Source organism: Flavobacterium okayamense (assembly GCF_019702945.1).
Lineage (GTDB): Bacteria > Bacteroidota > Bacteroidia > Flavobacteriales > Flavobacteriaceae > Flavobacterium > Flavobacterium okayamense.
This window is the reverse complement of sequence record NZ_AP024749.1, coordinates 919,394-932,386: the sequence shown is the minus strand read 5'-3', so window position 1 is coordinate 932,386 and position 12,993 is coordinate 919,394. Positions and strand designations below refer to the sequence as shown.

At 32.4% G+C, this 12,993-nt stretch carries 12 protein-coding genes; 9 read left to right on the top strand and 3 right to left on the bottom strand.

The window, feature by feature from the left end; genetic code table 11:
• Positions 1 to 2: 2 nt before the first annotated feature.
• From radA to KK2020170_RS04265, 4 genes are read left to right on the top strand one after another with little or no spacing between them, the layout of a single operon-like run.
• On the top strand, positions 3 to 1,364 hold the full coding sequence (radA, locus tag KK2020170_RS04280) for a DNA repair protein RadA (protein WP_221259576.1): 1,362 nt from the start codon (positions 3 to 5) through the stop codon (positions 1,362 to 1,364).
• Positions 1,364 to 2,314, top strand: coding sequence for a 2-hydroxyacid dehydrogenase (locus KK2020170_RS04275; protein WP_221259575.1), 951 nt, complete (start codon positions 1,364 to 1,366; stop codon positions 2,312 to 2,314). The genes radA and KK2020170_RS04275 overlap by 1 nt, the downstream gene beginning before the upstream one ends.
• Positions 2,311 to 2,709: a VOC family protein gene (locus KK2020170_RS04270; protein WP_221259574.1), complete on the top strand. Its 399-nt coding sequence runs from the start codon at positions 2,311 to 2,313 to the stop codon at positions 2,707 to 2,709. Before KK2020170_RS04275 ends, KK2020170_RS04270 begins: the two co-directional genes overlap by 4 nt.
• Positions 2,710 to 2,737: 28 nt before the next feature.
• Positions 2,738 to 3,010 carry a TM2 domain-containing protein gene (locus KK2020170_RS04265; protein WP_221259573.1) on the top strand — a complete coding sequence of 91 codons (273 nt, stop codon included), beginning with the start codon at positions 2,738 to 2,740 and terminating at the stop codon, positions 3,008 to 3,010.
• A gap of 27 nt (positions 3,011 to 3,037) precedes the next feature.
• Here the strand turns inward: KK2020170_RS04265 and KK2020170_RS04260 are convergent, their stop codons facing one another.
• Entirely contained in the window at positions 3,038 to 4,831 is a 1,794-nt protein-coding gene (locus tag KK2020170_RS04260; RefSeq protein ID WP_221259572.1) for a GNAT family N-acyltransferase, read from the bottom strand.
• 193 nt (positions 4,832 to 5,024) lie between these two features.
• On the opposite strand from KK2020170_RS04260, the gene KK2020170_RS04255 reads away from it, so the two are divergent.
• The 3 genes from KK2020170_RS04255 (at position 5,025) to KK2020170_RS04245 (ending at position 7,336) form a co-directional block, all read left to right on the top strand.
• Positions 5,025 to 5,786, top strand: coding sequence for an exodeoxyribonuclease III (locus tag KK2020170_RS04255; RefSeq protein ID WP_221259571.1), 762 nt, complete (start codon positions 5,025 to 5,027; stop codon positions 5,784 to 5,786).
• A gap of 17 nt (positions 5,787 to 5,803) precedes the next feature.
• A complete protein-coding gene (locus KK2020170_RS04250; protein ID WP_221259570.1) occupies positions 5,804 to 6,769 on the top strand; it encodes an OmpA family protein in 966 nt (321 codons plus the stop codon).
• 72 nt (positions 6,770 to 6,841) lie between these two features.
• Positions 6,842 to 7,336, top strand: coding sequence for a nuclear transport factor 2 family protein (locus tag KK2020170_RS04245; RefSeq protein WP_221259569.1), 495 nt, complete (start codon positions 6,842 to 6,844; stop codon positions 7,334 to 7,336).
• A 5-nt stretch (positions 7,337 to 7,341) separates the two neighbouring features.
• Here the strand turns inward: KK2020170_RS04245 and KK2020170_RS04240 are convergent, their stop codons facing one another.
• Together KK2020170_RS04240 and KK2020170_RS04235 are read right to left on the bottom strand one after the other, a co-directional pair.
• Positions 7,342 to 7,836, bottom strand: coding sequence for a hypothetical protein (locus KK2020170_RS04240; protein WP_221259568.1), 495 nt, complete (start codon positions 7,834 to 7,836; stop codon positions 7,342 to 7,344).
• A 15-nt stretch (positions 7,837 to 7,851) separates the two neighbouring features.
• A complete protein-coding gene (locus KK2020170_RS04235) occupies positions 7,852 to 8,805 on the bottom strand; it encodes an L-threonine 3-dehydrogenase (RefSeq protein WP_221259567.1) in 954 nt (317 codons plus the stop codon).
• 168 nt (positions 8,806 to 8,973) lie between these two features.
• On the opposite strand from KK2020170_RS04235, the gene KK2020170_RS04230 reads away from it, so the two are divergent.
• Entirely contained in the window at positions 8,974 to 9,624 is a 651-nt protein-coding gene (locus tag KK2020170_RS04230; RefSeq protein ID WP_221259566.1) for a hypothetical protein, read from the top strand.
• A gap of 47 nt (positions 9,625 to 9,671) precedes the next feature.
• The gene (gene mfd / locus KK2020170_RS04225) at positions 9,672 to 12,980 is read left to right on the top strand and encodes a transcription-repair coupling factor (protein WP_390641519.1); all 3,309 of its coding nucleotides are present in this window, start codon (positions 9,672 to 9,674) and stop codon (positions 12,978 to 12,980) included.
• The last annotated feature ends 13 nt before the right edge of the window (positions 12,981 to 12,993 follow it).

Sequence of the window (12,993 nt, the reverse complement as noted above, 5' to 3'; positions counted from 1 at the left end):
AAATGTCTAAAATAAAAACTTCCTTTTTTTGTCAAAATTGTGGCACATCCTATTCTAAATGGCAAGGACAATGTTACACTTGCAAAGAATGGAATACTATTGCTGAAGAAATTATTCAAAAAGAAGAAAAAGTAGCTTGGAAGAATTCTGAAAAAGAAACTTCTAAAGCAGCTAAACCTTTGCGCATAAAAGAAATAGATTCTTCTCAAGAAATCAGACTTAATACTACCGATAATGAATTAAATCGTGTTCTTGGAGGTGGATTGGTTCCTGGTTCGTTAACACTTTTAGGTGGCGAACCTGGTATTGGAAAAAGTACGCTTTTACTTCAAATTTCTTTAAAATTACCTTACAAAACATTATATGTTTCGGGTGAAGAAAGCATGAAGCAAATTAAAATGCGTGCCGAACGCATTATTCCAAATAGTGAAAATTGCTACATTCTAACCGAAACCAAAACACAAAACATTTTCAGACAAATTTCTGAAATGCAACCTGAAATTGTCATTATTGATTCGATTCAAACGTTACATACTGATTACATTGAGTCGTCAGCCGGAAGCATCTCTCAAATTAGAGAATGTACTGCCGAATTAATCAAGTTTGCGAAAGAAACTAATACTCCAGTTATCTTAATTGGGCATATTACAAAAGATGGAACTATAGCAGGACCAAAAATTCTAGAACACATGGTCGATACTGTTCTTCAGTTTGAAGGAGATAGAAATCATGTATACAGAATTTTACGTTCACTCAAAAATCGTTTCGGCTCAACTGCCGAATTAGGAATTTACGAGATGCTTGGTAACGGATTACGAGAAGTTGAAAATCCGTCAGAAATACTAATTTCTCATAAAGAAGAAGAACTTTCAGGAACTGCGATAGCTTGTACATTAGAAGGTATGCGACCTCTCATGATAGAAATTCAAGCGTTAGTTAGTTCTGCCGTTTACGGAACACCTCAACGAAGCACAACAGGCTATAATGCGAAACGATTAAACATGATTTTAGCCGTTTTAGAAAAACGCGCTGGTTTCCGTTTAGGCACAAAAGATGTTTTCCTAAATGTTACCGGCGGAATTTCAGTTGACGATACAGCAATAGATTTAGCAGTTGTTGCTGCTATTTTATCTTCAAATGAAGACATTGCCATTGAAGAAGGCTTTTGTTTTGCTGGAGAGGTTGGCTTATCAGGAGAAATTCGTCCTGTAAATAGAATTGACCAACGCATTCAAGAAGCTGAAAAATTAGGCTTCACCACAATTTTGGTTTCTAAACACAATAAAATTTCACTTAAAAACACTAAAATTAAAGTCGTTTTGGTTTCTAAAATTGAAGACGTAGTTTCTGAATTATTTGGATAATGAAAACAATTAAAATTTTACATATCGACAATAATCATCCTATTCTTTGGAATCAATTAGACAAACTAGGCTTTCAAAATGAAGCAGATTTTAAATCTTCTAAAGAAGAAATTGAAGCCAAAATTGAAAACTACAATGGTATTGTCATTCGTAGTCGATTTAAGATTGATAGAACTTTTATTGACAAAGCAAAAAACTTAGAGTTTATTGCGCGTGTTGGCGCTGGTTTAGAAAGTATTGATTGTGATTATGCTCTTTCAAAAAACATTCATTTAATTGCTGCTCCTGAAGGCAATCGAAATGCAGTTGGGGAACATGCGCTTGGCATGTTATTGTCGCTTTTTAACAACCTCAATAAAGCCGATAAAGAGGTAAAAAAAGGAATTTGGCAACGTGAGGCAAATCGTGGGTATGAGTTAGACGGAAAAACCGTTGGAATTATTGGTTATGGAAATATGGGTAAAGCATTTGCAAAAAAACTTCGTGGTTTTGATGTCGAAGTTTTATGTTATGATATTTTACCAAATGTGGGTGATGAAAATGCTAAACAAGTTTCACTTTCAGAACTTCAACTAAAGGCAGATGTTTTAAGTCTTCATGTTCCATGGACAACTGAAACCGATAAAATGATAAATTCAGAATTTATCAATCAGTTTGAAAAACCCTTTTGGTTATTAAACTTAGCTCGCGGAAAATGTGTGGTAACAAAAGATTTAGTCTCAGCATTGAAAAATAAAAAAATAGTAGGCGCCGGATTAGATGTTTTAGAATATGAAAAACTTTCTTTTGAAAATTTATTTGACGAACATTCAAAGAATGAAGATTTTGAATATCTTCGTAATTGTGATCATGTAATTTTAACACCGCACATTGGTGGTTGGACATTTGAAAGTCATAAAAAATTAGCACAAACTATAGTTGACAAAATTAAAGTCTTATATAATTTATGAGTTCAAACAATCCAAAAAGAGTGACAGGCATTGGTGGTTTTTTCTTTAAAAGTAAAAACCCGGAAGAAACAAGAAACTGGTACAACAAACATTTAGGATTAAACACCGATAACTATGGCGCATCTTTTTGGTGGAAAGATAACGAAGGAAAAGATTGTATGACACAGTGGAGTCCATTTCAAGAGGATACAAAATATTTTCAGCCTTCTGAAAAAGAGTTTATGCAGAACTTTCGTGTCGAGAATTTAGAATGGCTATTAGATGAACTAAAAAAAGAGGGGGTAACAATTGTTGGCAATATGGAGACTTATGATTATGGTAAGTTTGCATGGATTTTAGATCCAGAAGGAAATAAAATTGAACTTTGGGAACCTATAGATGAACCTTTAAAATAATTAATACTAATCAATTAACTAAATAAACATGGAAACAAATCAAACAAATGAGACTTGGAATCAACCAAAACAAGAAAATAAAAAAATTGTTGCTGGAATTTGTGCTATTTTAATTGGCGGAATCGGTGTGCACAAATTTATTTTGGGATATTCTAAAGAAGGAATCATTCAAATTATCTTATCTGTTGTAAGTTGTGGTTTATTAGGTATTATTCCTTTCATTGAAGGAATTATTTACCTAACAAAATCTGATGAAGATTTTTACAACACTTACCAAGTAGGAAAAAGACCTTGGTTTTAATAAATAAAAAAGGATAATCAATATTGATTATCCTTTTTCTTTTCTTTCTAACTCAGCTTGGAATTCTTCCATAACTGGCTTCACAGTACTTTCTGGCAAGTCGGCAATTTTAATGTACATTAATCCATCTACAGAATTGTTAAACAATGGATCTACATTAAAGGCAACAACTCTTGCATTTTGCTTGATATACTTTTTAATTAAAACAGGTAAACGTAAATTACCTGGTTCAACTTCATCGATGATCTTGTCAAACTTATTTAAATCGGCTTCAGCTTCATTAAAAACAAAATCCTTATCGGCATCTTTCAATTTAACCTTATATTCTTTCTTGGGATGAACATATTGCGCTATGTAAGGATCGTAATAATGAGATTTCATAAACTCAATCATCAACGATTTTGAAAAATCTGAAAACTGATTGCTGATACTCACACCACCAATTAAATACTTATGCTCTGGATAACGTAAAGTAGTATGTACAATCCCTTTCCAAAGTAAAAATAAAGGCATCGGTTTTTGTTGATAATCACTAGTAATAAATGCTCTACCCATTTCGATAGATTTACTCATCATATCGTATAATTCAGGCTCAAAACGGAAAAGTTCATGCAAGTAAAAACCGTCTATTCCATGCTGTGCATAAATTTCATTTCCTAATCCCATTCGGTAAGCTCCCGCAATTTGCTGCGCTTCTTCATCCCACAAAAACATATGATGATAATACTTATCGTATTGATCTAAATCTATAGATTCGTTTGTTCCTTCACCAACTTCTCTAAAGGTAATTTCACGTAATCGTCCAATTTCATGAAGTATATTAGGAATTTTATCAGCTGTAACTAAGAAAACTTCATAATTTTTACTTTGCAATAATCTAAAATCACCTTCTCTTACTTGATTAATTTCTTGTAGAATTTGATCGTGATTTGCTGGCTTTGCAATTTGTTTTGGTTGTTTACTAACCTTTAATGAAGGGGCGGTAATTAGTTTTTGCTCTTTTTCAAAAGCATTAGCTAACATATATGTTTTTCTTCTTAAAAACTCACCGTAATCTTTGGTGTCTTTGTATTCGGCTTGTTCAGCAGTTGATATTGGTTTACCAATTCTAACTTTAATTACTCTATGCTTCTGAGTCAATAACTCACTTGGTAATTTTGCTGTTCTAAGCGTATCATTTAATTTCGATAAGAAATAAAACAACTTGCTGTTTTTTGCATGAAAATAAATTGGTACAACAGGAACATTAGCCTTTTTAATAACTTTTATTGCTCCTTCTTCCCATTCTTTATCAACAACAAGTTTTCCGTCTTTATAAGTGGAAACTTCTCCAGCTGGAAACATTCCTAAGGGTTTCCCATCTGCAAGATGTCGCAATGTCTCCTTTAATCCTACTACACTCGATTTAGCATCCTTATGATTTTCAAAAGGATTAACCGGCATAATATAAGGTTTCATGGGTTCAATTCGATGCAAAAGAAAGTTAGCAATAATTTTAAAATCAGGCTCTTTTTCAAGCATCAATTTTAAAAGTAAAATACCGTCAATTCCTCCAAGAGGATGGTTAGAAATGGTAATATACGGACCTTCTTTTGGAATTCTTTTTAAGTCTTCTTCAGGAATTTCAAACTTAATTTGAAACTCATCTAATATAGCATTTAAAAATTCTAATTCTCCTAAATGCTTGTTCCTATTGTAAATTTTATTGAGTGTCGATATTTTAAGAATCTTCATCAGTAACCATCCTGAAAAAGTTCCTAAAAAGCCGTACTTATCTGTATTAATAGCTTTTGCTACCTCTTTGGCCGTAACTAACCCCATTTACAATTTTTTTGAGCGAAAAACAAAGATAACAATATTTATGAAAAACAATTTTATTTTATTCGTTATTGACATGTAAATCCTATTAAAAACCCTTTACAATATTGAATTTGAATTGTTTAAAAAAATAGTTTTTTACACTTACTTTTTAAATTCCTTTTTCTTATTTTTGAACGAATTCAAAGCCACAATAATGAAAATTATATCGTACAATGTAAACGGAATTCGCGCTGCAATTTCTAAAGGATTTTTAGATTGGTTACAGCAAGCAAATCCAGATATTATTTGTCTACAAGAAATAAAAGCCACTGAAGATCAAATTCCTAAAATGGAAATTGAAGCTGCTGGATATCCTTACCAATACTATTTCTCTGCTGAAAAAAAAGGATATAGTGGCGTTGCAATACTTTCGAAAACAGAACCTAAAAATGTTGTTTTTGGAACTGGAATTGATTACATGGACAAAGAAGGACGAAATCTTCGTGCCGATTTTGAAAATGTTTCTGTGATGAGTTTATACTTGCCTTCGGGCACAAATATCGACAGACTTGACCATAAGTTTCAATATATGGATGATTTTCAAAAGTATATTGATGCTTTGAAAAAAGAAGTTCCAAACTTAGTCATTTGTGGTGATTACAATATTTGCCATGAAGCAATAGACATTCACGATCCAATTCGCAATGCTAAAGTTTCTGGATTTTTACCTGAAGAAAGAGCTTGGCTCGATGGTTTTATGAAAAGCGGATTCATCGATACTTTTCGTTTTTTAAATAAAGAACCTCACAATTACAGTTGGTGGAGTTATCGTGCTAATGCTCGTAACAACAATAAAGGTTGGAGAATCGATTATTGTTTAGCTGCTGAACCTTTAAAAGATAAAATTAGCCGCGCTTTTATTTTACCCGAAGCCAAACATTCCGACCATTGTCCGGTTGTTTTAGAATTACTTTAATATTAAAAATTTAAATTATGATAAGAAAAGTTGCCCTTGCCATGGTAGTTTTAGGATTAACTACTTCATGTGTTTCTAAAAAAATCTACCAAGATTTAGAAAGCAAATATGCCGATTTGAAAAAAGAGCGCAATGCTTTAGCTGATGAAAATGAAGATTTAACGTTTCAAAAAAACAACTTAGAATTAGAAAAAAACAATCTTCAAACAGAATTAGATAAAACTAAAGCCGAAAGAGATAAACTTGCTAATGATTATGCAGCGACTAAGAAAAGTCTTGACAATTTAAAATCTTCTTACGCGGCACTTGAAAAAAACAGTAATGATGCTCTAGAAAGCAACATGAAGAAAAACCGTGAATTGTTAGCAGAATTAGAAGCGAAACAAAAAGCTTTAAATGCTGAACAAGAGCGTTTGAATAAATTAAAAACAGATTTAGAGGCTTCTTCAACTCGTTTAGCAGAATTAGAAAAAATGATGGCTGACAAAGAAGCAGCTATGAACAAATTAAAAGAATCTTTATCAAAAGCGTTAAATGCATTTGAAGGTAAAGGTTTAACAGTAGAAAATCGTAACGGTAAAGTTTACGTTTCTATGGAGAACAAATTATTATTCGAATCGGGAAGTTGGACAGTTGGTGCCGAAGGTAAAAAAGCAGTTAAAGCTCTAGGAAACGTATTGGCTGAAAATCCTGAAATCTCCGTTTTAATTGAAGGACATACTGATAATGACAAAATTGTAGGCACAATTGGTGGTGGAGTTGAAAACAACTGGGATTTATCTACAAAACGTGCAACTGCAATTGTAAATATCTTATCGGAAAACAAAGGAATTGATAAGAAGAATTTAACGGCTGCAGGTCGTAGTGAGTTTGCTCCGTTAGCTGGAAATGAAACTGCTGAAGGAAAAGCTAAAAACAGAAGAATTGAAATTATCTTAACACCTAAATTAGACGAGATTACAAAGCTAATGAGCGAAATGTAATTTTTCTTTTTTTGATAATACAAACGCTACCCATTCGGTAGCGTTTTTTGTATATTTGAATAAAATCCATCCATGAAAAAATTAGTATTTCTATTCGCAATAATTCTTGCAAGTTGTTCGTCAACAAAAGATTTAACTTCAGAAAAAAACAGCATTAATTTATTATTAGACAATTGGCACAAAGCGGCGGCCGAAGCTAATTTTGACAACTATTTTAATGCCATGGCGGAAGAATCTATTTTCATTGGAACCGATGCAACTGAGAATTGGAATAAAGCTGAATTTATAGCATTTGCAAAACCCTATTTTGATAAAGGCAGCGCTTGGAATTTTATAGCATTAGAACGTAATATTTACTTTTCTAAAGATTATAAAACCGCTTGGTTTGACGAATTGTTAAATACACAAATGAAAATTTGTAGAGGAAGTGGTGTTATACAAAAAATTAACAACAAGTGGAAAATTAAACATTATGTATTATCAATGACAATTCCTAACGATAATACAAATGAAGTGATAAAAATAAAAGCGCCTATAGAAGACGCTTTGATTGATAAGTTGAAATAAAAACTCTAGTTATAATCTTCAATTTTAATTTTGGCAAAATCTAAAATTAATTCTACAACTTCAATAAAACTTTTCAAAGTAGTTTCTTTTTGACTCTTATGAACTCCCCAAAGTTTTAAATTAATTGTGTTATAAAAAAAAGTACCAAACTCAATTTCTGTATGTGTACCATCTAAACCTGTCTCAAAATTTTCGATAATCTCAGAAATTTTTAATCTATTTAATGCTTCTACAATTTTCTTAAAATCTTCCTCATTTAAAGTTTTTCTTCTACTAATCTTTGTCATTCCATCATAATTCACAATATCCATGTGGTATTTTACTTTTCGGCTTGAAAAGTCTTCATTTATTGTAACATCCACATCACTAAATACAATATTAGAAATTTTATAACTAAATCTGATGTAGTTAATTTTATGATTTGATTGTGAAAATGAATAAAAAAAACTGAAAAATAAAATAAGAAAAGTTGATACTTTTAAGTTTGAAATTTTAAACATAGTTTAAAAATTAAATTAACTATAAATATACTCCTTCAAATTCTTGAACATTTCAACCGTCATATTTTCTAAATCGTAATCGTTTTTCCAACCCCAATCTTCTCTTGCCGACGAATCATCTATACTTGCTGGCCAACTATCCGCAATTTTCTGGCGGAAATCTGGGTCATAATCTATGGTAAAACTTGGATAATGCTTTTTAATTTCTTCAGCCACTTCTTTTGGTGTAAAACTCATCGCTGATAAATTGTATGAAGAACGAATTTTAATCTGCTCTGCTGGCGCTTGCATAATACTTATCGTTGCTTTAATAGCATCGTCCATATACATCATGGGTAACGCCGAATTTTCAGATAAGAAACTTGTAAACTTACCATCGGTAATTGCTTTGTGGTAAATATCAACCGCATAATCTGTAGTTCCGCCGCCTGGTTCAGTACTCCAACTAATTAAACCTGGATAACGAATACTTCTTACATCAACTCCGTATTGTTTGTTGTAATATTCGCACCATCTTTCTCCTGCTTGCTTCGAAATTCCGTAAACGGTTGAAGGCTCCATAACGGTATATTGTGGTGTATTTTCTCTTGGTGTTGTTGGACCAAAAACAGCAATACTTGAAGGCCAAAATATCTTTTGAATTTTTCCGTCTTTTGCTAAATTCAAAACATGAAACAACGAATTCATATTCAAATCCCAAGCAAATGCAGGATTCTTTTCAGCAGTTGCCGAAAGTAAAGCCGCCATTAAATATACATCGGTAATTTGATATTGCTCCACTAAGTTTTGAATTTGGTTAAAATCTAATGCATTTACAACTTCAAAAATTCCATTATTTACGACATCATTTTCTAGTTTACGTATATCTGAAGCAATTACATTTTCAACACCGTAGGTTTCGCGAAGTTTAGCAGTAAGCTCAGTGCCTATTTGACCACAAGCACCAATAATTAATATTTTGGTTTGCATTTTTAGTTAGTTAAGTTTGCCTTTACAAATATACTTATTTTTAGAAGCGATTTTTGAGAATCTAATAAAATTTAATGCTGTTTTAAGCTTCTATTTGTGAATTTTTTAACCTAAAGATTTATACTTTTGCGGTATATTTACATTTTAAAATTACTATCACAGTAAAACATGAAATTCATTTACAGTATTCTATTCGTTTTGGTTTTAGCCGCTTGTAATAATTTCTCCGATTTGGATGCCGATTCGGAAAAAACAAAGGCTAGAAACGAACAAGTTTTCAAAACTATTTCTAAAGAATGGAATTTTGTGTTTCCAAAGGCGCGCCCTGAAATTGAAAACACTCTAAAGAACTGGGAAAATTGGAATCAATTTCAAAAAGAATTGGAACAAAAACCAAAAACGTCGCTCTTAGCATTTCAAATGAAAATTAAGAATGTTGCCCAAAGAGCCGATAGCTTACATGTAACAGTACCTGAAAAATATAACAATCCGCAAGTAAGAAGCCGTTTAATCACATTAGACACACAATTGAATTCTTTAAATACATATATGCATTTACAAGTGATTCCTGAAAAAAAGGTAACATCACTTATTAAAACAATTAATGAAGAAATAAAAAGTGTATACATTCAAATCGAAGAAATTCATATTAAAGAGGCAATACCTACAGAAATTGGCGAAGAAGAAATGATTCGTGCTTTAGATACTACACGTATGGCAAGTTCTTCTTTTTTTGAAGAAAATCTTGAAAAAATAGATTCTACTGGACAACAAAACAATAATACGGAACGTAAAAAAACTCCTTTTAAAAGAAAGTAGCTTTGAGTAAAACCGATATTTTAAATTCCTATATACAAAATCCAAAAATCAATCTAATTGCTGATGCTTTTACTTCGCGTAAAAAAATCGCAGTGAATGGTTTAACGGGTTCCTCTCTATCATTTGTTACAACTGCTTTGTTCAAACAAAGTGAATTGCCGTTTTTATTGTTGTTCAATGATAAAGAAGAAGCTGCTTATTATTTAAACGATTTAGAATTATTAGTAAACAAAGACGATGTTCTTTTCTATCCGGGTTCGTATCGCCGACCTTATCAAATTGAAGAAACTGATAATGCGAATGTTTTGCTTCGTGCGGAAGTTTTAAACCGAATTAATTCACGTAAAAAACCCGCTATTATTGTTTCATATGCCGAAGCGGTTTTTGAAAAAGTGGTAACGCGAAAAGAACTTGAAAAAAACACGTTGAAAATATCGGTTAACGATAATTTATCCATTGACTTTATCAACGAAACTTTATTTGAATACAATTTTAAACGTGTCGATTTTGTAACCGAACCAGGAGAATTCTCGGTTCGAGGTGGAATTATCGATGTGTTTTCGTTTTCTAATGACAATCCGTATCGAATTGAATTTTTTGGTGACGAAGTCGATAGTATTCGAACGTTTGATGTAGAAACCCAACTATCGGTTGAAAAACTAAAGAAAATCAATATCATTCCAAATGTTGAGAATAAATTATTGGAAGAAAACCGAGAAAGCTTCTTAGAATACATCAACGAGAAAACAGTTTTATTGATTCAGAATACCGATTTTCTTGGGCAACAATTAGATAAATTATTTGGCAAAGCCAATGAAGCTTTCGAAAAATTATCGGCTGATATCAAACACAGTCAACCTGAAGAATTATTTGTAAATCAAAAGTCGTTTTTAAAGAAAGCTTTAGATTTTACAGTGATTGAATTGGATAAAAATCCTGTTTTTGAAACCGAAAAGAAATTCGAGTTTCATACACAACCACAACCTTCATTTAACAAACAATTTGATTTGTTATTGAACAACTTGAGTGAAAATCACTTTAACGGATTTACCAATTATTTATGTTGTTCCAATGAAAATCAAGTGAATCGTTTTCATGATATATTTGAAAGTATTGATGAAGAGCAACATGAAAGCATTCGTAAACAATATAAAACCATCGTTTTACCTTTATACCAAGGTTTTATAGACGATGAAAACCGCATCGTTTGTTATACTGATCATCAAATTTTTGAACGCTATCATAAGTTCAATATCAAGAATGGTTATTCTAAAAAGCAAACCATTACGTTAAAAGAATTGACTTCACTTTCTGTTGGCGATTATGTAACGCATATCGATCACGGAATTGGGAAATTTGGTGGTTTACAAAAAATAGATGTCGAAGGCAAAAAACAAGAAGCCATTAAATTAGTGTATGCCGATAATGACATTGTGTATGTAAGTATCCACTCGCTTCACAAGATTTCAAAATACAACGGAAAAGATGGCACTCCGCCTAAGATTTACAAATTAGGAAGTAGTGCTTGGAAAACCTTAAAACAAAAAACCAAAGCACGTGTTAAACATATTGCTTTCAATTTGATTCAGCTGTATGCAAAACGAAGATTAGACAAAGGTTTTCAATATGCGCCCGATAGCTATTTACAAAAAGAATTAGAGAGTTCATTTATTTATGAAGATACTCCTGATCAAATTACGGCTACAGCTGATGTAAAAGCCGACATGGAAAGCGAAAGACCAATGGATCGCTTGGTTTGTGGCGATGTTGGTTTTGGGAAAACAGAAGTCGCGATTCGTGCGGCATTTAAAGCGGTTGATAATGGCAAACAAGTCGCTATTTTAGTTCCCACTACTATTTTGGCGTACCAACACTATCGTACGTTTTCGGAACGTTTAAAAGATATGCCGGTTACGGTGAATTACTTAAACCGATTTAGAACTGCAAAACAAAAATCGGAAACTTTAAAAGCATTAGAAGAAGGTAAAGTTGATATTATCATTGGAACGCATCAATTGGTAAATAAAAATGTACAGTTCAAGAATTTAGGTTTACTGATTATTGATGAAGAACAGAAATTTGGCGTAAACGTAAAAGATAAATTAAAAACGATTGCAACCAATGTTGATACGTTAACTTTAACGGCAACTCCAATTCCGAGAACACTTCAGTTTTCTTTAATGGCGGCTCGAGATTTATCGGTGATTACCACGCCACCGCCAAACAGATATCCAATCGAAACGCAAGTGGTTCGTTTTCATGAAGAGATTATTCGCGATGCGATTTCGTATGAAATTCAACGTGGCGGACAAGTTTATTTCATCAACAACCGAATTGAAAACATTAAGGAGGTTGCGGGAATGATTCAGCGATTGGTTCCTGGAGCAAAAGTAGGCATAGGTCACGGACAAATGGATGGGAAAAAGTTAGAAGAATTAATGCTAGCTTTCATGGAAGGCGAATTTGATGTTTTAGTGGCAACAACTATTGTAGAAAGTGGTTTAGATGTACCTAATGCAAATACGATTTTCATAAACAATGCGAATAATTTCGGACTTTCCGATTTGCACCAAATGCGAGGTCGTGTTGGCCGAAGCAATAAAAAAGCATTTTGTTATTTCATTACGCCACCGTATTCGATGATGACGAGTGAAGCACAAAAACGTATTACGGCTCTGGAACAATTTAGCGAATTAGGAAGTGGTTTTAACATTGCGATGAAAGATTTAGAAATTCGTGGTGCTGGCGATTTATTAGGTGGCGAACAAAGTGGATTTATTAATGAAATTGGTTTTGAAACCTACCAAAAAATCATGAATGAAGCCATAGATGAATTGAAAGAAAATGAATTTAAAGATTTGTATGCCGAAGAAAACGATATTGAAACCAAAGAATTTGTAAAAGAAATACAAATTGATTCTGATTTTGAGTTGTTGTTTCCTGATGAATACATTAACAATATTACCGAACGTTTAAATCTTTATAACGAGTTAAGTAACATTAAAACGGAAGAAGAATTAGAACGTTTTGAACAAAAACTAGTTGACCGTTTTGGACCTTTGCCTAAACCTGCATTGGCGCTTTTAAATAGTGTTCGCATTAAGTGGAAAGCTACCGCAATGGGAATTGAAAAATTGATTTTAAAACAAGGTAAAATGGTAGGCTATTTTATTAGTGACCAACAAAGTGATTTTTACCAAAGCAACCGTTTTATGAAAGTGTTGCAATTTGCCCAACAAAACGGAAATATTTGCAAAATAAAAGAAAAACAAACTAAAAATGGTTTACGTTTATTGTTGTCTTTTGATAATGTAAAAAGTGTAACGAAAGCGTTGGAATTGTTGAAGGGGTTTTAAAATATAATCGGCA